At 66.8% G+C, this 22,398-nt stretch carries 19 protein-coding genes and 1 tRNA gene; 9 read left to right on the top strand and 11 right to left on the bottom strand.

Annotated features, from left to right (window positions below; translation table 11 throughout):
- The first annotated feature begins 175 nt into the window (after positions 1-175).
- The 4 genes from ACIBK5_RS27935 (at position 176) to ACIBK5_RS27920 (ending at position 4,149) form a co-directional block, all read left to right on the top strand.
- Positions 176-252, top strand: a tRNA-Ile gene (locus ACIBK5_RS27935).
- Positions 253-353: 101 nt separating this feature from the next.
- Positions 354-1,592, top strand: a complete 1,239-nt coding sequence (locus ACIBK5_RS27930) for a tyrosine-type recombinase/integrase (protein WP_399023610.1) — start codon at positions 354-356, stop codon at positions 1,590-1,592.
- A gap of 1,355 nt (positions 1,593-2,947) precedes the next feature.
- Complete coding sequence (locus tag ACIBK5_RS27925; RefSeq protein WP_399023608.1) at positions 2,948-3,616, top strand: hypothetical protein; 669 nt, start codon at positions 2,948-2,950, stop codon at positions 3,614-3,616.
- Positions 3,613-4,149 carry a hypothetical protein gene (locus ACIBK5_RS27920; protein WP_399023606.1) on the top strand — a complete coding sequence of 179 codons (537 nt, stop codon included), beginning with the start codon at positions 3,613-3,615 and terminating at the stop codon, positions 4,147-4,149. The genes ACIBK5_RS27925 and ACIBK5_RS27920 overlap by 4 nt, the downstream gene beginning before the upstream one ends.
- 793 nt (positions 4,150-4,942) lie before the next feature.
- Here ACIBK5_RS27920 and ACIBK5_RS27915 read toward each other — a convergent pair.
- Positions 4,943-5,302, bottom strand: coding sequence for a hypothetical protein (locus ACIBK5_RS27915; protein WP_399023604.1), 360 nt, complete (start codon positions 5,300-5,302; stop codon positions 4,943-4,945).
- A gap of 753 nt (positions 5,303-6,055) precedes the next feature.
- Between ACIBK5_RS27915 and dnaE the strand changes: the two genes are divergently transcribed.
- Both dnaE and ACIBK5_RS27905 read left to right on the top strand, forming a co-directional pair.
- Positions 6,056-9,655 carry a DNA polymerase III subunit alpha gene (dnaE, locus tag ACIBK5_RS27910; RefSeq protein ID WP_399023602.1) on the top strand — a complete coding sequence of 1,200 codons (3,600 nt, stop codon included), beginning with the start codon at positions 6,056-6,058 and terminating at the stop codon, positions 9,653-9,655.
- Positions 9,637-10,011, top strand: a complete 375-nt coding sequence (locus ACIBK5_RS27905) for a DUF6300 family protein (protein WP_399023600.1) — start codon at positions 9,637-9,639, stop codon at positions 10,009-10,011. The genes dnaE and ACIBK5_RS27905 overlap by 19 nt, the downstream gene beginning before the upstream one ends.
- 67 nt (positions 10,012-10,078) lie before the next feature.
- Here the strand turns inward: ACIBK5_RS27905 and ACIBK5_RS27900 are convergent, their stop codons facing one another.
- The 10 genes from ACIBK5_RS27900 to ACIBK5_RS27855 all read right to left on the bottom strand — a co-directional run bounded on the left by ACIBK5_RS27900 (position 10,079) and on the right by ACIBK5_RS27855 (position 18,993).
- The gene (locus tag ACIBK5_RS27900) at positions 10,079-11,617 is read right to left on the bottom strand and encodes a hypothetical protein (protein ID WP_399023598.1); all 1,539 of its coding nucleotides are present in this window, start codon (positions 11,615-11,617) and stop codon (positions 10,079-10,081) included.
- A gap of 71 nt (positions 11,618-11,688) precedes the next feature.
- The gene (locus tag ACIBK5_RS27895) at positions 11,689-11,823 is read right to left on the bottom strand and encodes a hypothetical protein (RefSeq protein WP_399023596.1); all 135 of its coding nucleotides are present in this window, start codon (positions 11,821-11,823) and stop codon (positions 11,689-11,691) included.
- 378 nt (positions 11,824-12,201) lie between these two features.
- Positions 12,202-13,098, bottom strand: coding sequence for an SAM-dependent methyltransferase (locus tag ACIBK5_RS27890; RefSeq protein WP_399023595.1), 897 nt, complete (start codon positions 13,096-13,098; stop codon positions 12,202-12,204).
- 249 nt (positions 13,099-13,347) lie between these two features.
- A complete protein-coding gene (locus tag ACIBK5_RS27885; protein WP_399023593.1) occupies positions 13,348-14,604 on the bottom strand; it encodes an acyl-CoA dehydrogenase family protein in 1,257 nt (418 codons plus the stop codon).
- A gap of 85 nt (positions 14,605-14,689) precedes the next feature.
- On the bottom strand, positions 14,690-15,241 hold the full coding sequence (locus ACIBK5_RS27880) for a GAF domain-containing protein (RefSeq protein WP_399023591.1): 552 nt from the start codon (positions 15,239-15,241) through the stop codon (positions 14,690-14,692).
- A gap of 104 nt (positions 15,242-15,345) precedes the next feature.
- Positions 15,346-15,975, bottom strand: a complete 630-nt coding sequence (locus ACIBK5_RS27875) for a GTP-binding protein (RefSeq protein WP_399023589.1) — start codon at positions 15,973-15,975, stop codon at positions 15,346-15,348.
- Positions 15,965-16,375 (bottom strand): DUF742 domain-containing protein, encoded by a 411-nt coding sequence (locus ACIBK5_RS27870; protein WP_399023587.1) that lies wholly within the window; start codon positions 16,373-16,375, stop codon positions 15,965-15,967. The genes ACIBK5_RS27875 and ACIBK5_RS27870 overlap by 11 nt, the downstream gene beginning before the upstream one ends.
- Positions 16,375-16,866, bottom strand: a complete 492-nt coding sequence (locus tag ACIBK5_RS27865) for a roadblock/LC7 domain-containing protein (protein ID WP_399023585.1) — start codon at positions 16,864-16,866, stop codon at positions 16,375-16,377. The genes ACIBK5_RS27870 and ACIBK5_RS27865 overlap by 1 nt, the downstream gene beginning before the upstream one ends.
- A 60-nt stretch (positions 16,867-16,926) precedes the next feature.
- Positions 16,927-18,348 carry an ATP-binding protein gene (locus tag ACIBK5_RS27860; RefSeq protein WP_399023583.1) on the bottom strand — a complete coding sequence of 474 codons (1,422 nt, stop codon included), beginning with the start codon at positions 18,346-18,348 and terminating at the stop codon, positions 16,927-16,929.
- 198 nt (positions 18,349-18,546) lie between these two features.
- On the bottom strand, positions 18,547-18,993 hold the full coding sequence (locus ACIBK5_RS27855; protein ID WP_399024047.1) for an ATP-binding protein: 447 nt from the start codon (positions 18,991-18,993) through the stop codon (positions 18,547-18,549).
- Positions 18,994-19,161: 168 nt separating this feature from the next.
- On the opposite strand from ACIBK5_RS27855, the gene ACIBK5_RS27850 reads away from it, so the two are divergent.
- The 3 genes from ACIBK5_RS27850 to ACIBK5_RS27840 all read left to right on the top strand — a co-directional run bounded on the left by ACIBK5_RS27850 (position 19,162) and on the right by ACIBK5_RS27840 (position 22,261).
- Positions 19,162-20,481 carry an XRE family transcriptional regulator gene (locus ACIBK5_RS27850; RefSeq protein WP_399023581.1) on the top strand — a complete coding sequence of 440 codons (1,320 nt, stop codon included), beginning with the start codon at positions 19,162-19,164 and terminating at the stop codon, positions 20,479-20,481.
- The gene (locus ACIBK5_RS27845) at positions 20,478-20,999 is read left to right on the top strand and encodes an NUDIX domain-containing protein (RefSeq protein ID WP_399023579.1); all 522 of its coding nucleotides are present in this window, start codon (positions 20,478-20,480) and stop codon (positions 20,997-20,999) included. Before ACIBK5_RS27850 ends, ACIBK5_RS27845 begins: the two co-directional genes overlap by 4 nt.
- A 524-nt stretch (positions 21,000-21,523) precedes the next feature.
- Positions 21,524-22,261 (top strand): DUF2786 domain-containing protein, encoded by a 738-nt coding sequence (locus tag ACIBK5_RS27840; RefSeq protein ID WP_399023577.1) that lies wholly within the window; start codon positions 21,524-21,526, stop codon positions 22,259-22,261.
- Positions 22,262-22,398 lie beyond the last annotated feature (137 nt).

The raw sequence follows: 22,398 nt of genomic DNA, 5'->3' as shown, positions 1-22,398 counted from the left end.
CCCCTCTCAGGGGTCCTTTTTCATGTCTGTTCCGATCTTCTGGGAACCGCGCGGAGCCCGGCGCGGTCCTCATGGTCACGAAGGCCGTGCGAAGCCGACCATCCGAAGCAGGAGATCGTATGAGCGGCTATGCTGCGGCAGACGGCGCGCACACATGTACGCGACACGCCGCTATGGGGCGGTAGCTCAGCCGGTTAGAGCAGCGGACTCATAATCCGTCGGCCGTGGGTTCGAGTCCCACCCGCCCCACCACAGAAGAAACGTCCTGACCTGCATGAATCGTGTTGCGATACTACTCGCGCCACTGCGTTCGCTGCACAAACGCTGCACCAACCCGCCGTAGGCTCCCTCGTATGGCTTACATCAGGACTAACGAGCGCCTTGGCGGTGACCCCTCTTTCACGGTGATGTGGCGAGCCGGCGGCTCTCGAACGGGCAAGACTCAGCGGGAGACCTTCGACGACGAGGACGCGGCGAAACGCTTCCGCGACCTTGTCAACGGTCACGCACAGCAATGGCCGCCAGGTTGGGTGAAAGGGCTCGGATTCGTCGAGCCGGACGAGGACTCTGTGCCGGACTCGGAGATGTTCCGGGTGTATGCCCATAACCATGTGGCACTGCTGACCGACATATCGGACCACACGCGAATCAACTACACCCGATTCATCGAGCGCCACATGATGCCGTGGTTCGGGGAACTTTCGGTCTCCAACCGGGGTCCCAAGATCACCCGCGATCACGTCAGCCAATGGATCCTGGACCTCAAGGACGGGAGACCTGGACCTCTCCATCCGCCGGGAACGGCTCGGCGCGCGTACGCCCGGAAGACGATCGCCAACCTGCACGGGTTGCTGTTCGGAATCCTCCAGTCAGCGGTTGACGCCGATCCGGCGCTGCGTGACTCGAACCCGTGCGCACACAGCAAGTTGCCTAAGGGGAACGATGCTGAGGACGACGAGGTGTTCCTCGAACCCGAGGAGTTCGCTCTCCTGCGGCAGCACATCCGCGCCGACGCGGTGGACATCGTGGACGTCCTGGTGAGCACCGGACTCCGGTGGGGCGAGGTCACAGCGCTTCAACGCAAGGACCTCACCCTCCTCTCCAAGAGGCCGACGCTGCGCGTACAGCGCGCTTGGAAGAGACGAGGCGAGGGCGGTGGGACCTTCCTGGGCGCGCCGAAGACGAAGAAGTCACGTAGGACGCTCGTACTCACCCCCGACCAGGTGACGTTGTTTCAGCGGCTCATCATGGGCAAAGACCCATCCGATCTGATCTTTACCGCTCCTGAAGGTGGCGCCTGGCACTCCGGCGTCTTCTACGCTCACCGCTGGAAGCCGGCCTTGAATGCGGCCAGCGCCGCCGGGCTCACGAAGTGTCCACGGATCCATGACCTCCGCCATACCCATGCTTCCTGGCTGATCGCCGGCAAGGTCCCGTTGCCCGTCATTCAGGCCCGCCTTGGCCACGAGTCGATCACGACCACGGTCGACCGGTACGGACACCTACTTGCGTCTTCGGATGACGAGGTTGTGGCAGCCGTCGAATGGGCAATGGCCGCGACGGGCCCACAAGCCCTTGCGGGAGTAGCTTGAATCGGTCGAAGAGATGACTATGCGGCGGTGTGCTGGCGTTCGGTGCCAACCACGCGCCGCAGCTGCTCCGGCTTGAGGGGCAACAGATGGCGCAGTCCTTCCTACCGCAGTCGGCCAACCAGGTATCGGTGCTTCTCATGCAGACCCCATCGACGCACTTCCCGGCGTCCACCTCCCGGATCTTGATGAGCCACGGAGCCGAGGGGTGCTCGGAGGCCTCATGGCGACCGGCGGCCGCCCGACGAGGAGCCTCCAGCCTGAATCGGCTTACTGGTTGGCTTCGGTGTGCTCGCGAATCGCGTTAGTACAGCCCCAACCGTGCTCGGGGGTGGTGTGGCATCCTTGAAGCAGCTCTCGACCGGGGATCGCCCGGCGGACGGTTCGTGGCCGTCGGAGGGCGCGCAACGGTGCTGACCCGACCAGCCAAAGGGAGCGGGTGAGCCGGTCGACGATTCAAGATCGTCGGACCGGTCAGTTTCCGTTGCGGTAAGCCGCCCCGTCAGCGCGGAGTTTGCTGCACTCTGATGGGGGTCGCTGTGTCGGCGCTTCTGCCCTTCCTCGCTCGGGTTCCTCTGCTCGTATGGGCTCTGTTCGCGGTCGCGCTGCTCTATCTGCTGCTGATCGTGTTGCTGTCTCTCACCGCGGTTTATGGGAAGAAGCCGGCTCGACGCAGGGCGGCAGCGGACATGGTTCGGATTCTTTGGCTTACCGGCGACAGAAGAGGCGACCAAGCCCCGGACCTCGACTCGCGTGCGTGACGTACGCGGTCCGGGAAGCCAGAAGTCGGACCACGTGAGTGGTCCGGCTGTGGCTGGGCTGACCTCGGTAATGGGGCGGAGGCTCCTCTGCATTGCAAGCGCGGCCGCCACAGTCGGAGCGGTCGGCGCGGCTCTCTGGGTGGCGACCCGGGACGGCGAGCAGCGGAATTCGGAAGCAAAGCGCCGCCGAACCGATCTGGTTAGGGATCCAGCGCCGCCGCCCCTGAGTCTCTGCCAGGTACTCCAGCTGGGAATTCAGGTTGAGGGCACGTGATTCATGAAGGACGCACCGGGATTCTGTATCCAGTGATCGTTTGCTGCTGAAGATCGTTGTCCCCTGCGTGGCGGAGTTGGATTCAACCGCCAGGTGTTGGCAGCTTCATAGGTACAACCCGAGCCGTACGAAGGATGTCGCGGCGGAGTTGCTCGGCGTCGTCCTGCCGGACCGTGCTGCGCGTACGGAGAGCCTGGATGCACATGACGGGCAGCGGTACGTGATCGGTCCCGAGGCTGGCCTGATCTGTGAGTGAGCATCGTCGCAGGCGGGAGGATGCAGAGCTCAGGCGCGTAGGTCGACGTTCGCGATATCCTGGGCGCATGGTGTCGGAGCCCAACCGCGGCGACCGCACGGCCTTTGGAGCCGCTGCGGTCCCTGGCGCTGCGGCGACGACCGGGGAGGACGGAGCTCTCTCTGCCAATCGGAGTCCTGCTGACGCAAAGCGGCTGGAGTTGTATGGGTTCAAGGGAGGCATCGGCCGCAGCACGGTCGATCTGGCGGCGGCCCGACGGGCCGTCTCGGGGCAGGCCAGCCGCCTGATCAAGACCACGAGTTCAGCCAAGAAGGGGCAGGGCCTGGCTTTCCTGGCTGCCCACCTCCGGCGGACCCACTCCGACATCGACCCGCTCCGAAGTCAGCTCGCCGGGAGTTTCGCTCAGCGGGCTGCTATCCGACAGGTGATCCAGAGCGAAATCGACACCTCCGTGGCTTTGGGTGTGTTTCGGAATGATCGCAGCGATGCAGCCAGGGTTCTCCGCAGAGCGCTGGCCACTCTCCAGGAACACGATGGCATCATCGCTAACGCCAGCCCGCAGCTGCGGCGGGCGCAGGCTCATCTTGGTGGAACGATTCGCCGCCGTTCCAGGAGCATCGGCAAGCCATTGATCGAGCAGATCAAGGCGCCGATGTCGGCGGAGCAGGCAAAAGCGATCAGCGAGCGCCTGAACGCGAGCGAGGGGCCCCGCCGAAAGTTGCCTCCTCGCCCGTGAGCACACTCGCATGGAGAACCCCAAACAAGCAGGACCGCAGGCTGCTCCAGACGTTCACCTGCGCTGAAGCGAAACCCCCCAAGGGCCGGCCCGCGTTCTGGGAAGACGAGGTTCAAAGGTACTTCCGCCAAGAAGCGCTGGCGGACACCAATCGATCAGTCTCCCTCGACCAGCGCTTTCGCATTGCCGAAGACGCCGTGGGAATCGCAGCAGCCTACACTCACGCGCGGCCGGAGGGTATTCACCCGGACCTGGACGTCTTACCAGGGCAGGCATTCCGCTATCTCCTGATGATCGGCGTTTCCCTCAGGCATCGCCACCAGGGAGGCAAAGTCGCCGACGAGGTCCTGATCGATGCGCTCTACGACATCGTTGAGCGTGAGCCGGACCATGAGTCCGTGGCTGTCATGGCGCGCGTGGACTGGCGGAACATCCCTAGCCAAAAAATGCTCAGCCGATTTGGTTTCGAGGAAGTCATCCGCGGATCCGCCGCCGAGAGGCTCGGCTGGTGGCTGCTGACTTTGGAACGCTGACGAAGAGATGGTGGATGCAACAGCACTGCTGCATCCATAGCTGCGCAGTCGGCATCGTTCATCAGGGAGACCCGCTCGACGCACTCCGAGTCGCAGCGTCACCAATGGGTTTAACACTGCGGGGAACCCGAGACACCCGACTGAACCCAGTCGGGGCAGGTTGTCCACTTACCAGAGGCTGAGGGGGCGGCCCGTGGCCATGGCTACTCGGAGCCGTCTCGCGATCTCCGCCTCGGACTCCCCGCGCTCCTGGCCGGCTCGGATGGCCGCGCCGATCGCGCGGGAACGTCTGGCAGGGCCGCGGAGGTCGGCCAGCGGGCTACCGGGGTCTCTACGCCGGGCCAGCCATTCGGCCCGGTTCTCCGCCGCCGTGCCCAGCCGGAGGTGTGCCGGTTGCTGGCAGGAGTGGTTGTCGCAGGTGTGGCAGACAGTCGGGCTGTCGGTTCCCCAGCCGAGACGCGGGATCACACCGTGGGCTAGCTGGTAGCCGTACAGGTGGCCCGGCACTGTGCCGCGTCGCGTCCTGCCAGGCCGCGAGGCGGCCCTAAAGCTGGCGTGGCCGGTGCTGGAGATTCCGCCGAAGAAGAACCAGCAGCCCCCGGTTGATGAGGTGCGGTGAACCTTTGCCCAGTAGCGGGCTTGAACAGACTCGTCGGCAAGCCAGGCCGCCCACTCGACTGTCGGTATGCGAACCGGCGTTGGTTCACCGATGAGGGCAAGCTGCTCATCAACGTGAACGGGCCCGGACCCGTTTACAGCCGTGAGCGGGAAGAGTCCGGCTCGGGGGTCGTTCTCAGGCGGCATCAGCCCGGCTGCCGTCCGGCGTGACGACCGGGGCGGGGGCGCGCGAAGCCGGGGGAGACGCGTCCGCCGCTTCCGCTCGAGACCTTCGGGGGCGACTGGAGCGGGGGCGCTCGGCGCGGGCTCGCACGGTCTCGATGATCTCCTTCGCGCGAGCGGCGGTAACAGGCTTTGCTTCGCGTTCTAGCTCCTCCGCTGGCACTCCCAGTAGTTCCGAGACCAACTCGGCGTTGTTGTCGAACAGTCGAAGGGCGACCGCAGAGGCTTCCCGCGCCGCGATGTCGGCCTCATCCTTCGCCTGTGCCGCCCTCACCGCGGTCTCGCGGGTGGTCAACACGTTCGCTGCGGCCATTTCCCGCATCCTCGTCTGGAGCGCTTCGACAGCGCGAACCCGTCGCCGCAGCTCTGCCGCGCTCACCGATGCTGCCGGAGTGGTGCTCACCTGTGCCCCAGTTCTGTTCGAAATCGCTGCTTGTCGCGCGCAACGTAGGCATAGGTCGGCGGACATCTCGAACCATCAGCTCGTCGGGTGCCGGCATCAGGGGTTCTGTGCCTCCTGAGGGTCTTCTCTCGGAGGGGGTGAGGAGCCTCTTGGTTGGGTGCGGCGTCGTTGTGGTGCGGGCGGAGAAGGCGGGTTCCCGCCTCGGCCGGACACTCCATGGGGCGTATCAGGAACCCGGGCGCGGAGTCCAGGCGAGCGGCTGCGCGAGCCAGGACTCCGAGTTCGGCACCGATGAGGAGTCGAGCGGGCCGGATGCCCTGCCATGGCCAACTATGCACGATTCACGTTATTTGGATCGTTTGTCTTGGTGTGGGCATCTCGGGTGAGGTTTGTGGTCAACTCGCCGTGGTGGTCAGACGTCGATGCAAAGTCGCCCTGCCGCAGCGCTCACGGTCACACCCTCATGAAGTCACTTTAAAGATCGTCAGAGACACGCGATGCCTGGCACGCCGCGGAGCGAATCGAACCCTCTGGGTAATACGGCAAGGTCATCGACTTCGTCGCCTTTCGCGGCTTCCAGAAGGACCGGAGGGGTCGAGTCTGATCTTCAGCTGAGGGATAAGGTGGGGGCTTCCCACGACCGCCCTCGGAGGTGCCCGCCCGGTGGCTGACAGCTTTGTTCACCTGCACAATCACACCGAATACTCGATGCTCGACGGCGCGCAGAAGCTGAAGCCGATGTTCGCCGAGGTTGACCGTCAGGGCATGCCGGCAGTGGCGATGTCCGACCACGGCAACATGTTCGGTGCGTACGAGTTCCATCAGGTGTCCAAGGGCTTCGACAACGTCAAGCCGATCATCGGGATCGAGGCGTACGTCGCCCCGTCCTCGCGCCGCAACCGCAAGCAGGAGTTCTGGGGGCCGGGCGGCCAGCGCGCCATGTCGGACGACGGCGAGGGCTCGAAGGACGTCTCCGGCGGCGGCCGCTTCACCCACATGACCATGTGGGCCAGCAGCGTCAAGGGTCTGCGCAACCTCTTCTACATGTCCACCGAGGCCAGCTACACCGGGCAATTCCCTGCCGGTAAGCCGCGTATGGACATGGAGCTGATCAGCGAGCACGCCGAGGGTGTCATCGCGACGACCGGATGTCCTTCCGGCGCGATCCAGACCCGTCTTCGGCTGAAGCAGTACGACGAGGCCCGCAAGGTCGCCGCTGCGTACCAGGACATCTTCGGCCGGGAGAACTACTTCCTGGAGCTGATGGACCATGGCCTGTCCATCGAGCGGGAGGTGCGGGACGGGCTGCTGCGTCTGGCCAAGGATCTGAACATCCCGCTGCTGGCCACCAATGACGCGCACTACATCCACGAGGACCAGGCGGACGCGCACGACAACCTGCTGTGCATCGGTGTCGGCAAGAACAAGGCAGACGAAAAGCGGTTCCGGTTCTCCGGCAGCGGCTACTACCTCAAGACGGCGCAGGAGATGCGCCACCTGTTCTCCGAGCTGCCTGAGGCGTGCGACAACACGCTGCTGATCGCTGAGCGGATCGGGTCGTACGACGAGGTCTTCGACAACGTCGATGAGATGCCGCAGTTCCCCGACGTGCCGGAAGGGGAGACGCAGGAGTCCTGGCTCCGCAAGGAGTGCCTGAAGGGCCTCTCCATGCGCTATGGCTCCCCGATCCCCGCCGAGGTCATGGAGCGGTTCGAGACCGAGATGTCGGTCATCGGCCCCATGGGCTTCTCCAGCTACTTCCTCGTGGTCGCGGACATCTGCAAGTACGCGCGGGACAACGGCGTGCCGGTCGGGCCCGGCCGTGGTTCTGCCACCGGCTCGATCGTCGCCTACGCGACCCGCATCACCGAGCTGTGCCCGCTGGAGCACGGCCTGCTGTTCGAACGCTTCTTGAACCCTGAGCGCATCAACCCGCCGGACGTCGACCTCGACTTCGACGACCGTCAGCGCGACAAGATGGTGCGCTACGTCACCGAGAAGTACGGCGACGAGTACACCGCCATGGTGAACACGTTCGGCAAGATCAAGGCCAAGAACGCGATCAAGGACAGCTCGCGCATCCTCGGCTACCCCTTCAGCCACGGTGAGCGCATCACCAAGGCGCTGCCGCCGGACATCATGGGCAAGTCCATCCCCCTGGATGGCATCTTCGACCCCCAGCACCCTCGGTACGTCGAGGCCGGAGAGATCCGGCAGATGTACGAGAACGAGCCGGACGTAAAGAAGGTCATCGACACCGCCAAAGGGGTCGAAGGCCTGACCCGAGGCACCGGTGTCCACGCGGCAGCGGTCATCCTGTCCAAGACCAAGCTGACCGACCGCATCCCGCTGCATATGCGCGCCGCCGACGGCGTGAAGATCACCGGCTTTGACTACCCCAGTTGCGAAGACATGGGGCTGGTCAAGATGGACTTCCTGGGGCTGCGGAACCTGGGCGTGATCGACCACGCCATCCACAACATCCGCGAGAACCGCGGCGTCAAACTCGCCTGTGTCGATCCGATAGACGGTGACACGGAGACGCTCGTCATTCCCCTCGACGACAAGAAGACCTTCGAGCTTCTCGGCCGGGGCGACACTTTCGGCGTGTTCCAGCTCGACGGTGGCGGCATGCGCGCCCTGCTGAAGCTCATGGAGCCGAGCCGATTCGAGGACATCGCGGCCGCCCTCGCGCTGTACCGGCCGGGCCCGATGGCCGCCAACGCGCACACCAACTACGCGCTGCGGCAGAACGGCAAGCAAAATCCGGACCCGATCCACCCCGAGCTCAAGGAAGTCCTGGACCCGATCCTGGGCTCCACTCACCACCTGCTCATCTTCCAAGAGCAGATCATGGCGATCGCCCGGACGCTGGCCGGGTACACGCTCGGCGGCGCCGACATGCTGCGCCGCGCGATGGGCAAGAAGAAGCCCGAGGTGCTGGCCGCCGAGTGGGAGAAGTTCCACGGCGGCATGAAGGCGAACGACTACTCGGAAGAGGCCATCAAGGCCATCTGGGACGTCATGCTCCCGTTCTCCGGGTACGCCTTCAACAAGTCCCACACGGCCGGTTACGGCCTGGTCTCCTACTGGACCGCCTACCTGAAGGCGAACTACCCGGCCGAGTACATGGCCGCGCTGCTGACGTCCGTCGGAGATGACAAGGACAAGGCCGGTATCTACCTGGCTGACGCGCGCAAGCTCGGCGTGACGGTCCTGCAGCCTGACGTCAACGAGTCCGTCGCGGAGTTCGCGGCCATCGGCGACGATGTGCGCTTCGGCCTGCGGTCCGTGCGCAACGTGGGCGACCACGTCATCGAAGCGATCATCGAGGCCCGCAGGTCCAAGGGGAAGTTCACTTCATTCACCGATTTCCTGGACAAGGTCGATCTGCCCGCGCTCAACAAACGCGCGGTCGAATCGCTCATCAAGGCGGGTGCGTTCGACTCCCTCGGTCACACCCGCAAGGGCCTGACCGCCGCTCACGAGCAGGCCATCGACGCGGTCGTGCCGTTGAAGAAGGCAGCCGCGTACGGGCAGGACGACCTGTTTGCCGGCCTCGGCGGCGACGGTGACGATGCGGAAGCTGGGTTCGCCCTCGAAGTGCCCATCGACGAGAGCGAATGGCCCCGCAAGCAGCTGCTGTCCACCGAGCGGGAGATGCTCGGGATGTACGTCTCGGCGCATCCTCTGGACGGCACCGAGCACATCCTCTCTGCCAACCGCGACACCACCATTCCCGATCTGATCGCCTCGGGCCGCACTGAAGGCATGGTGCGCCTGTCCGGGCTGATCACCAGTGTCCAGCTGAAGATGACCAAGCAGGGCAGCGCATGGGCGATCGTCAACTTGGCCGACCGTGACGGCACCATCGAGGTGCTGTTCTTCCCCCAGTCTTACCAGCTCGTCATGGGTGCGCTCGTCGAGGACAGCGTCGTGACCGTGCAGGGCCGCATCAATGACCGGGACGGCACGCTCAGTATCTTCGGGCAGGAGCTACAGGTCCTCGATGTCACCGCTGCGGAGCGCACCGGTGCTGCGCCCGTGCAGCTCCACCTTCCCTACCACCGCATCAACGAGCCCTCGATCAAGGAACTCAAGCGGATCGTGGGGGCGCATCCGGGTGACAACCCGGTCCATCTCGTGGTGCGAGGGGTGCAGAAGACCACCGTGTATCAGCTGCACAAGACAGTGAACGCGTCCACGATCGCCTCCGACATCAAGGGCAGCTTCGGGGCGGACGCATGGCAGGGAGTGGCGTGAGCGGGGAAACATCAGACAGAGATCAGATCCTCTGCAAGGTCGAAGACACCCCGCTGTGCCCGCAGTGCGCTGGTTCCACGCTGCTCCTCGCGCAGTTCCCCCACAGCTGGAGGAATGGCCGAAGCGAGGATGTCTCGGGGGTGAAGGAAGCGGTGCTGTGTCCGGGCTGCCATCACGGTGAGCCGGCCGCGGACGAGCTGATCGCCCTGTTCGCTGTCGATGACCGGCTCGGCCCGGAGAACGTCGAGGTCTTCGGTGGGCTCGTTGCCGCCTGGGTCGAGTCGGTGCGCCACCGTGCCGTCGACGACGAGGTGCTGACGGCCGAGTTCGAGCTGTGGAAGCAGGGCGAGCTGTAACCCTGCTGAGCGAAGCGGAAGGGCCCGGTCTGCGTGTGAGCGCAGCCGGGCCCTTCGCTCGTGGCAGTCAGACCAGAGCGCGGTGCAGACGCAGTACGTGCGCCACCATCTGGTCCTTCTGCGTGGGCTGTTGCTGCTCCAGGCGCAGGGCGACGGCCGCCAGCTCGTCTGCGTCGATGAACTTGCCGTCGATCAGCGGGGAGCCCGAATCCAGCATCGCGCGGATCGTGGCCGGGCCGAATCGGGTGAGGGCCTGGTTCAGGACGGCGTGGAAGTTCTCCCGCAGCGGCGGATGGGTCACCTCGCGGCCGAAGCCGAGTCGCTGGAGGCGGACGCGTGCCAGGTGCTTGTTCCGGCGCCAGGAGAATGGCAGCCACTGACCGAACCGCCACGCCGCCTGGTCGGCAAGGGGGTACAGCGGCCACAGTCCGGCCCGCAGGTACATCGGAGCACCGCAGGCGAGAGCGCGGAGGGTGGAGTCGGAGATCGGCGGGGCTGGGGGGATGCCGCTCTCCTGGTCCCGCAGGGCCTCGACCGTGGTGGGGGTGAGCCAGCGTGGGGCCTCGTCGGGTTCCAGCGGCGGGCGGAGTTGCGGAGGCAGGCTCAGCATCTCGTCTCCGCCGACCCCGGCCGCGGCCCACAGCACCCCGTCGGCCTTCCACTTGGCGAGCAGCCTGCTGTGCCCGGCGATGTAGATCTCCTCGTGCGGCCCGAGCGGCATGCTCGGAGAGTGCTGCGGATCCATGGGAAGGTAGTCGGCTGCTCGCAGCGCGGTGTCCCGGAACCCGGCGTAGCGGATCATCGCCTCTCGGCGTCGCCGCTGCTGTTCGCCGGCCTTGCCTTCCTGGATCAGCGCGCCAGTGATGAGGGCGGACCCGTGGCGGGCAGCCAACGACATGGCCACGTTGGTGCTGTCCATTCCGCCGGACAACTCGATCGCGGTGCGCTCGGGGACGTAGTGGTGGTCTGCCAGTACAGCGTTGAGGAGGCGTTCATAGCCGTCGACGACTCGTGCGTCCGGGGCGAGTTCGCGGGGCTCGTCGTGACGGGCGGGCTCTGGCATGCGCATCCTGAGTTCCCCGTCATGGAACCAGGCACTGGAGCGTTCGGTGAGCAGGGTGATGGCCTGCCATGCGGTGCGGGTGCTGTAGTGACCGGTCAGTGCCAGGAGCCGGGCGATCTCAATGGAGTCGAGGCGCTGGTGCGGCGCCGCGCTGCGTAAGCGCGCCACGTCCCAATGCCCGTGCAACGTGCTGCGATTCGTTGTCAGGTAGACCGGAGCCGGGCCGTGGGCTCCGGTGCTGACGGTGATCCCGCTCGGGGTGATCTCGATGAGGTGGTGGGCCCGTTCCCACGTGCTGGCCTCGGAGAGGGCATCGTCGTAGACGCGCGCGATCACCGGCCTGGGTGAGCTGGGCGAGTGCGGTGATCGTCCAGGCATCCGCTCGCGCACCTGGAAGACAACACGCTGACTGTCCCTGGCCGACCAGGTCTCCAGCGCGGGGTGATCACAGGGGGAGATCCAGGACGAGCCGCCGCGCCAGCGGTCACCGGCCCACTCCCATGACGTGCTGGTCAACGTGCCATCGATCCGCATGCTCAGCATCAGCGGCTCCTTTCATCGGTAACTGGGACGGGGCCCCTCCCATAGGAGGGACCCCGCTTGAGGACAAGAGGTCAGTCGTCCTCGTTGGTGCGCTGGTCACCCGAGCCCGTGGGCTTGCGGTGCCGGGACTCGCTGTTCGGCACCGCAGTGCGGGCCGCGGTGGTGAAGAGTTCCTCCAGGTCCTGGAGCACAGATTCCGCGTTCATCGTGTTTCTCCTTTGAAAGAGTCGATCTGCGAACGTGCTGGGAACTCGACCTGCCCGATGCTGGGCAGGATCAGTCTTCGGCGTCCTCCTTTCTCGAACTCGGTGGGCAGAGGGCCGGTTGGCTCTCTGCGTTCGTCCGGCACCGAGCCGCTTCTCGGGCTCTGGTGCCGGGTGGCGCACCCACCTGCCGTCGGACGGTCACGTACCGACGGCGGGCGGGCAGATGAGGGGCAGTTCGCCGTATTCCTGGGGTCATGGGGGATTCTGCGTGCGACTCTTGGTACTTCGTGAGCCCGGTGCGCGCCGTCGTGCGTCTGTTTCGCGCCGCTGGTTCAGGAACCGCTTGGACCCTGCTTCCCGGAGCCGTCTCCATGTCTGTCACGCGGCCGATGGTGGAAGGTCGGTTCTGTTTCGTGGCTCGTTGGGCGTGGCTGTGTTGGTGACGATGGCGGCGTAGGCGAAGGAATGCTCAGCGCGAGGCATACGGCGGGCATTCCCGGCCCGCCACTGCGCGGTAAGGACGAGGCCGGGTGGGAGGAGGTCCCACGGGCCCAGCAGCGCCTGGATGCGATCCAGCGGGCGGGGCCGGTAGGAGATGCCGGCCTTGGCGTAGTGATCGACAAGTGCCGTCATTGCCTCCGGGGCCTTGTCCGTGCTGGCGTGGGTCACGGAGATTGCGCTGCCGGGCGGCAGCCAGTCCCGGAGGGCTTCCATCGCGGTGTCGGCTACCTCGTCGCTCACCCACGGCAGCAGGTCGTGAGCCAGAACGGCGATGGGACGGTCCCGATCGAGGGTGGTGTGGACGGTGGCGTGGTCGAGCAGTTCGTCGATCTTGCAGATGTCGGCCTGGAGCGCCGCGGTCGCGCCGTTCGTGTCCAGAAACGCCTTGGCGTGTGCGCACACCATGGGGTCGTTGTCCACGTAGACGACGCGAGCTTCCGAGTGGACATCTTGGGCCGCTTCGGCGGTGTGGGCGGGTTCATGGCGCTGAACTTTCCGGTTCCAGCGGGCGGGCAGTCCGCAGCCCAGGTCCAGGAACTGAGTGATGCCGAGTTCGCGTGCGAGGACGGTCACGGCGTGCGGCCGGTGCCGCTTGTTGATCGCCGTCATGTCGCGCAGCCACGGAGCCGCCTCGAGGAGAAGCAGGGCCACGTGCCGGTCGACTTCGTAGTTGTCGCGCTCGCCCATGAGGTAGGACTCGACTCGCGCAACCGCGGGGTAGCGGAACCAGCCCTCCGGTAGACCTCTGGTGGGTGTCTGCGGCATCACGGTCATTTTCGGTTTCCTCGTGGCAGGTGTGGGCGGCGTGCGGGCGGGCGTCTTGCCCGGTCCTGTGCCGCAGCACCCCAGGCGCAACGGCACAGGACCGGGATCTGGCCTCGTTCCCGGGCCGCCGTCCGGTCCGGGAACGAGGGGCGGGCCCTGCCACCGGGGAAAGGGGGCCGGTGGCAGGTGCCCGGCCCGTGCACGGCACTGGATGTCAACGGGGCTGCCGTGCACGGGGGTCAGGGGTGGAAGGGGTGTTCAGGCGGGGGCTGGTCGGGGGGTTGGCCGGCTCCAAGCGGTCTCGGCGGCGGCGTGCTGGGACCACTGGATGTGGGCTGTTCCCAGGGCGGCTTTGGCGAGGTGGATGCGCTGGAACTCGCCGGTGCCGGCGGGTGGGTAGGTGTGCTGGATGTCACGGAACAGGCGCTGGAGCGGGTAGTCGGCATCCAGGGCGCGGGCTCCGTGCAGTTCCATCGCGTCCTGGGCGCTCTGGGCGGCGAGCTGGTGACCGACGTGTTTGGCGCTGATGAGCTGGCTGTCGCAGGCCAGGCCGTCGTCGAGGAGGTGTACGGCGCTGTAGGCGGTGGTCATGGCGGTCTGGAGACGGCTCTGCATTTCGCCGAGGCGGTGCTGGATGACGGGCTGGTCGGACAGGTGCCCGTCGTAGCGGGGCCGGTTACTCAGGAACTGCGCCGTGGTCTGGACGAGGGCTTCGTGGATTCCGAGGCTGAGGGCGGTGAGGTTGGGGCGGCCGTAGAGGATGCTGGCGCTCTGCGCGACGTACAGGCCCTGGCCGATCTCGCCGAGGATGTTGGCGGCGGGTACGCGGACCTGGTCCAGGATCAGGCGCCCGGCCGAGAAGCCGTGCAGGCCCAGTCGCGCCCGGTGCTCAGCGACGCTCACTCCGTCGCGGTCGTTCTCCACGAGGAACGCGGTCAGGGCCTGCGATGTGGGAACACCGGGCAGAGGAATGCGGGCGACGACCAGGTGGAGATGGGCCAGGTGGCTGTTGCCGATGTGGAGTTTCTCGCCGGTGATGACCCACTCGTCCCCCGCACATTCGGCGGTGGTCTCGATGCCGCCGAGGTGGCCTCCGGCGTCCGGTTCGGTGACCGCGATGGTCATCAGCACCGTGCCGGCGGCCGCCTGCGGGAGCCACCGCTTCTTCTGCTCGACCGTGCCCCAGAGATGGAGGGCGCCGACGGGGATCAGGGTGGCCTGGAGGATCGCTGCCGCCGAGGCGGAGACCACTCCGAGGCGATGGATCAGCACGGTCTTGGCGACATGCCCCGCCCCCATCCCCCCGTACGTCTGGGCGATGGTCACCCCGAACCAGCCCTTGGCAGCCATGAGCTGGGGCAACGTGCGCTCCACCTCGTGCGGGGAGGCTTCCATGCACGGCACACGAGCAGCGACGTGGTCCGCGGCGAACGCATCGGCCTCGCACCACAGCTGCTCGTGGGCAGCGGTCAGGTACGGCCGCAGATCTGGGGGTGTGGCGTCGGTGGCGGTCATGGTCGTCCCTCTCCCTGTGCGGGGTGCAAGGTGGCGGCCGGGTCCCCGGTCGTGGGGTTGCCGGGTGGGGGTGGCGAGGCGGAGCTCAGTGCGCGGACCTGCCGGAGGTGAGGGTGTGTATGACCTCGGCGCCGTTGGACTTGACGGCCTCCAGGAGACGGCGTGCGTCGCTGCGGGGCCGGGCCTCGGGGTCGATCGCGCACACGGTGCCCAGCGTGATCCCGCTCTGGGCGTGAATCAGTGGGGAACCGAAGTAGGAGCGGATGCCCACCGCATCGACCACGAAGTTGCCGGAGAACCGCGGGCTGGCGTGCACGTCGGGCAGGGGCAGAGCCTTCTGCCGTTTGACCACCGCGGGGCACCAGCCGTGATCGCGGCTCATAGTGCGGCCGAGGATCAGATAGCCGCTGTCCGGCGGCGGGTTGTGCCGGCCGACGAAGGTCTGCTCGGTCAGGAAGATGTTGACGAAGGTGTAGAGCATGCCGGTCGCCTCGGCGAGACGGTCTGCGAACTGGTCCATCAGGTCATCCGGCCCAGTGGGCACGCCCAGGCGCTGGATCAGCTCTTCGCGGGCTCGCTGCTCGGCCATCGCCTGGGCCGTGGCCGAGGTGACCGTCTCCTGTCCCGCGTGGAGCATGCCAGGGGCGGGGACGAATACCTCCTGCCGGGTGGGGACGGGCTGTAATCCGGGCCGGCGGCGGGCGAGTACCGGGGCTTGGGCGGTATACGTGTGAGGGGGCATCAGGCGTCCAGGTAGGTGTGGGCAGTAGCCGGGTTGGGATCGGCTGGGGAGTGTGCGAGCGCGTGGTCGACGAGGCGGAGCAGGACCTTGACGACAGCTGCGGGCACTCGGGCGTCGACGGTCACGACGGGGATGCGGGGGGCCAGGGCCAGGGCCTGGCGGATCTCGCCGAGGGGGTAGCGGTGGGCGCCGTCGAACTCGTTGACGGCCACGATGAAGGGCAGCTCTGCGCGTTCGCAGAAGGTGAGTGCGTCGAAGCTGCTGGCCAGGCGGCGGGTATCGGCCAGCACCACCGCGCCGACCGCTCCGCGGGCCAGGTCGAACCACAGGTCCATGAACCGGTCCTGGCCCGGCGTTCCGAACAGCATCAGCTCGATCGGCATCGGGACATCGAAGGTGACCCGGCCGAAGTCGAACGCCACCGTAGTGGTGCGTTTTTCCTCCACGCCGTCCAGGCTGTCCACGGGGGCGCTGGTCTGAGTCAGGTACTCCTCGGTGGACACCGGCTCGATCTCGCTAATCGCGCGAACGGTGGTGGTCTTGCCGACTCCGAATCCCCCGGCGATGAGGATCTTCAGCACGGCCGGGCTGTGGGCCTGCGTGAGGGCAGCGGCCGGTTCAGCTGGCATGGCGGACGAGGCCGACACGGAGTGCCTCCAGGAGCTGTCGGGGCGGGCGATCCCCCGCCGGGGATGATGAGTCGGTGGGCGTATAGGCGGCGGTGACCGACACCACCAGGACGCGGGCCTCGACAAGGTCGGAGATCAGGACGCGGGTCGCTGTGAGCGGGAGGCCGATGGTGCCTGCCAGCTCGGCCAGCGACCGGCGCCGCTGCCGGCACAGCAGCACGATCTGCTCGTACTCCCCCTCCATCAGGCCCGCTCCCGCTCTGCCGCTGCCCGCTTCCAGCTCGGTTTCCGGGCTGAGCCAGTGCCGGGCCCGTGCACGACCTCGCGTGACGAGATAAGGCCGGACGAACGCCGGGTTCGGTGCGGTGGAGGGCGGGGTTTGCCGCAAGGGCCTGGCCATCAGGCACTGCGCACGAGCGCGAGCATGTAGGGGGCGAAGCGGTCCACCAAGAGGCCCATTTCGTACCCGACCGTTCCCACATTGGCGTCCGGCAGCGCGATGACGGCGAGGACGGTGTCGACCACGCCCTGCCTGTTGCCCGGCTGGTTCGGGAAAGCCACGCTGCTTCCGGCGATCGACGCGAAGATCAGAGCGTCCTCACGCTCGACCAGGACCAGCTTCAGTGCCTCTCTGCCGCCAGTCGGGCCCGGAATGCTCTCGCACAAGGAGGCCAGCGAGCCCAGGGTGGCCGCCCACGTGTCGGCCCAGTCCCTGTGGACGTCGCTGTCCACCAGCTTCAGCCCGTCTCGCGAGATCAGCAGCGTGTGCGTGACACCGGGTACGTTCTTGACGAAGTCCGTCAGCAACCCGGTCATCTGCGCCCGGGCCTCCCTTCCAGGCGCCGTAACCGTCTCGATGCTGCCTTCGGGGTGGGGGGTGTCGTAGGTCATGGGACTCGCTCCTGCCGATAACGGACCGGCCTCCGGCTCGGGCCAGTCAAGGGGTGGGGGTCAGGGGTGCGCGGTCGGTGGCCCGGAAGGGCCGGAGGAGGCTTCCGGCCCTTCCGCGGGGGCGGTTCGGTCCTGAGCCCGAGCGGCCTTGATGCCGTCATGGAACGCACCCGCTAGGCCGTAACGCGGCGCTGTGGCCGGGGGGTTGACACGAGATGGACGGCCGGGCCGTTGCGGTGACCCACCGACCACACGCTGAGGCAGCGCGGGAGCCTCCAACGCCTGCCGGACACGAGCGGCCGACGCCGCCTGAGCCTCTGCGGGAGAGGCATGGCTTGCCCGGCGGGGCGCGGACGCCTGCACGGACGTGGCCTCGGGGGGTCGGGCCGGCGGCACGGCAGGAGCGGCGGTCACGGGCACCGGCATCGTGACGAGCAGCCGGTCCGGGACAACGACCAGGGCGGTCGTTCCTCCCGTCACGTTCTCCTTCAGCTCGACGGATATCCCGTAGTTGCGGGCGATCAACGCCGTGGTCATCAGGCCGAGCCGTCCATCCCTGACCTCGGCACTCACATCGACCTGATCAGGGTTGGCCAGCAGGCGGTTCCACCGCTCCCGGTCGGTGGCTCGCATCGGGATGGCAACGCGGTCCTCGACCTCGATCGCCAGGCCCTTCGCCACCCGCTGGGCCCGCAGCTGCACCTTGCTGGCCGGGTCGGAGAACTGCGTCCCGTTCTCGACGAGTTCGGCCAGCAGATGCGTCAGGTCCGGACCGACATGCCGGGGGAACCCGAGTTCGACACCCACGGTGCCGGGAGTGACCGTCACCCGCGAGTAGTGCAGGATCTCCTGGACCGCGCCCCGCAGAACCTGCATGACCGTCACCGGCTCCCGCGCACTGCGCAGCGACCGCCCACCGGCAACAGCCTTGCTCTCCACCCAGCGGCGCATCCTCGTCACCAGGTGATCGAGCTTGTACAGCGTGTCCAGCTGGTCAGGATCCTCCGTCTGGTCCTGCAACTGATCGAGCATCTCCAACGCACGGTCGATCAACGCGTGCTCGCGCTTGGAGAACTGGTGCAGCATCGACAGCAGGAGCACCGACCGCGATTCATCACGCACACGGATCAGGGAGGCAACGGCCTGTACCTGCACCTCACCCAGCCGCTCCATCAACTCCTCCGCCAGGCCCGCCTCCCCTATCAGCGGAGGGCTGTCGGGCACGGCCGGTGTACCGCCCCGGCACAGCTCGTCCGCCGACCACAGCATGAGCTTCTCCAGCGCCAATACCGCCTCAGTGACCTGCCGCAACTGGACTTGATGGGCACCCTCAACAGCCCTGGCCACTGTCCGCGCTCGCACCGTCCCGACCATGGCGGCCACCAGCAGCCCGCCGGCCGCCCCGGACAGTAGCCATCCAGTTCCGACACGGACGGTTTGCCAGACAACGACAGCCCCACACAACACGACCAGGGCGATCACCAAGGGGACCGCAACAGCCGCCCGAACCTGCTCCAGGACGTAGCGGTCTGTCCGTAAGCGGTTCCGTCGACGGCGGCGGTGCGTGACCGGGCGGGTGGGGGACACGCGGTCAGACATGGGAATCCTCAAGAGTCAGTACCAGCAGGAAGGGCAGGCTAAGAGATCAGCAGGAGCGTGCCGACGAACGTGACTGCACAGCTAGGTGTTCCAGAGCACCGGTGGGTCCTGGCCGCAGCCCTTCACCTGGATTTCGGCCCAGACCTGCTTCCCCCACGGAAGGGGATCCGTACCCCAGCTGGCGGTGAGTGCACGGACCAGCAGGAGGCCCCGCCCGCCTGTTGCCTCCGAGTTCGGCGGCTTCACATCAGGCATGCGGCGGGACTTGTCCACGACGGCGACACGGAGCCTGTCGGGCCTCGGCCGCTCCACCCTGACCCTGATGGAGGAGCTTCGGGTGTGTCTGATGGCGTTTGCGATGAATTCGGTCATGACCAGAGCGCCGGTGTGCGCAGTCTCGTCGTCTATCTGCCAAGCAGAGCACGCGATGTGGACCAGACGTCGTGCTTGCCCTGCGGCCCTACCCTCGCAGATCAGTGACACGTTGTAGCCCGGGTGGCCAGTTGGTCTGGGTTCCGCGGTAGCCATGGTCATTGTCAACGCCTTGGTCAGGGCCGGCTGGTTGGAGTGGTCCTGCCGACTCGCCTCGGGAAAGCAGCCGAAGGCGGGCTTCCAGCACGAGGTGTCGGCGGGTAATTAGTCAACGCCCTTAGAGCAGGGCGAGGGGACTCCGGGTGGTGACTCCAACACGGAGTCATGGAAGCGTCGTTGGACATACCATCGTTTGACCGCTACCTGAGGGAGCAGCAGATGAACCACCCCTCACCTGCCCCGTGTGAGGTCATCGCGGGACTGCTGGGGGACGAACGTCTCCTCAGGGCGTGTGCCGAACGGGACATGGGTACGGTGTTTCGCCTGCTCAACAGCCGTGGTGTGAGCACACGTCGGATCGCAGCCGCTGTCGACATCACTCAAGGACGGCTCTACGACTACATGAACGGCAAGAGTCGGGTGGAGAGGCTGACGCTGTTCGAGCAAATCGCCGATGCCTTCCGCATTCCCGGGCACCTACTCGGGTTGGCTCGCCGCTCCTGGGAACCTGCTGTTGCGAGCGTTGAGGACGAACGAGCCGAGCATCCACCGCCTGACGGTGATGACCTAGAGGCAATGGATCATTTTCGCAGCGCGGACAGGCTGACCGGTGGGGGACGTCTCTACGGGGCAGTCGTACAGCACCTCAGTACGAGTGTGGCCCCACGCCTGGTTGACGTCGGCAGTGGACCGCAGGTCTTCGCGGCGGCAGCGGCGCTCACGGAGATGGCCGGCTGGATGGCCCATGACTCCGGCCACGACGACCGCGCCGCCCGACACTTCGCCCGCGCGCTGCCGTTGGCGCGCACCTCAGGAGACCTGGCGCTCGCCGCGAACATCGCGGCGAGCAGTAGTCATCTCGCGCTCCAGACCGGCGATGCGGCCGGGGCGGTGGGATGGGCGAGAACTGGTCTCGGACTTGCTGAGCAAGGGCCTCGGATTCCAAGCTTGAGCTCACGGTTGCACACGATGCAGGCACGCGCCCTGGCTGACGCAGCGCAGCGGACCCCAGCGGCTCGTGCCCTCGAAGCTGCTCGGGGCGACCTCGAGACCACGGCCGAGGCTGAACACCCGTGGCTGAGCCCCTTCGACTCTGCTGCGCTGGCCAGCGAGTCGGTGCTGATCCTGCGTGATCTGGGGGACCTTGACGAAGCACTCGTACAAGCGGAGCAGGCGGTGGCTTTGCGAGAAGCGGGGCGGGCGCGGTCTCTGGCCTTGAGCCGGATCAGTCTGGTGGACATTCACGTGCGCCGCGGTGAGCTGGACGCGGCCGTGCACACAGGTCACGACCTTCTGAGCACGAGCCCCACCCTGGGCTCCATTCGGGTCATGCAGCACCTTGACCTGCTGCGCCGACTGCTAGAACCCCACCGAGCCTATGCTCCCGTACGTGAGTATCTGACGCGGTTCGACGACGCGCGCAGGGCGAGAATGCTGCTCTTGGCAGACATCATCCCGCCGTCTCCGGAAGGCACCTCCGCATGAAGCCACCCGCACCACATCCTTCCGACAAGGATGCATGGAACGCCTACCTCGCAGAGGGAAACGCCAAGCAGGCCCGGAAGCGCGTAGCGGCTGACGTGCTGCTGCGTGACTCTGTTGGGCGTGTACTGCTTGTGAATCCGAACTACAAGCCGGGATGGGACCTACCAGGGGGCATGGCTGAAGACAACGAGCCGCCCGAGGACGCAGTGATACGTGAGCTATCCGAAGAGCTCGGACTACGAGTGACCGTGCACGGACTGCTAGTGGTGGATTGGGTAGCTCCGCACGGCCCTTGGGACGACCAGTTGGCGTTCATTTTCGACGGCGGAACCCTCGGACAGGGACAGGTTGACCGGCTGATCCCTCACGACGACGAGCTTGTGGAGGCCTCGTTCGTCACGCTAGAAGACGCCCAAAATCGGCTTGGTGACCGCATTCGGCGGCGCTTCATGGCGGCTATGGACGCCCTCGCAGACGGTCGTCCCCGATACCTGCGGGACGGAGTGCCCACCGCCTAGTGCTCCAGTCACAGTTCGCTATCGCTGCTGGTCAGAGCGAGCCCTCGTGCAGATTTCGGCCAGGCCGGCAGGGGCCAGGCCTTAGAGATCTCATGCCTCCGGCGGGTCCTCCTCGGAGGGGGAGGGGGCTAGCTGTTCGGGTGCGGGAGCGTTGTGGTGCGGGTGAGGGAGGCGGGGTTCCCTCCTCGGCCGGACACCCAGGGGGCGTACCAGGAACCCGGGCGCGGAGTCCAGGCCGAGCCGCTGCGCGGTCGCTGCGCGAGCCAGGACACCGCGCCCGGAACCCTGATACGGCGGAGCTGTCCGACCGAGGAGGGAACCCCGCCCAGGTCCGTTGTGGCCGGGCCCGACCAGGCGGGTGCGGGCCGGTGGTGGCGAGAAAAGGCCAGTTCAGAGCCCATATCCGGGTTGACCCAACCCCTAGAACATGGTTTAATTAATGATGTCGGAAGGGGAGGGCAACCCTCGACCGGCACCGGTAGGCCGACCGGCCGCCGACAACCTCTCTCACCAGGAGAACGCACGTGAGCACCACGAAGGCCCCCGGAAAGCTCGACACCATCCGCGCTCTGCTCGCCATGGGGGAGGACCCCCGTACGCCGGAGTCTGAGGCGGAGTTGGCCCGGAAGAGGGCGTTCGAGATGATGGCGAAGCACGGCGTCGAAGAGGCCATGCTGAGCGACGGACAGCCGTCGCGGGACGCGGTCACCGCGCGATACATCGACCTCCCCAACCCGTGGTCCATGTCCCGCGTCCGCCTCATCTGTTTCATCGCGCAGAACGTCGGCTGCAAGGCCGTGCACATGGGCGTGCGGGGTAACGTGCGCCGGGTTCACATCGTCGGTCACGAGTCCGACATCCAGCGCGCCGAGGTCCTTTACGCCTCTCTCCTGATCCAGATGCTCGGCGGGCTCAGCGCGCAGGTTGTCCCGTACGGCGTCCGCAGTGCGCGCGCCTGGCGCAACTCGTGGACCATCGGGTTCATCGAGCGCGTCATAGAACGGCTCAAGGCGATCGAGCAGGCTGCCCGCGCTGCCGCCAGCGGGGAGACCTCGGCCACGGGCCGCAGCGGTGAACTCGTGCTGGCCGACCGCGACGCGATGGTGGAGGCCGCCTACCGCAAGGAGCACCCGCACGTCCGGCACTCGCGCGGCTCGTACAGTGGCAGCGGATACGGCGACGGAGCCGCCGCAGGCAACCGTGCCGACATCGGAGGCACCCGCCGCATCGGTGCCACGACAGCCGGAGCGCTCGCGAGCTGAACCGCCCAACCTGCCGGGGGGGGGCGGCGCCCCCCCCCGCCCCCCCCGCGCGGGGGGGGGGGGGCCGTGCCCCCCCCGGCCGCACCAGCCCCCCCCGGGGAGCCCGGAGAAAAGGCCACCACCAAGAGCTCACCTTC

The organism is Streptomyces sp. NPDC050546 (assembly GCF_044457425.1).
Lineage (GTDB): Bacteria > Actinomycetota > Actinomycetes > Streptomycetales > Streptomycetaceae > Streptomyces.
The sequence above is the reverse complement of the archived record's forward strand: the minus strand, read 5'-3'. Positions and strand labels throughout refer to the sequence as shown.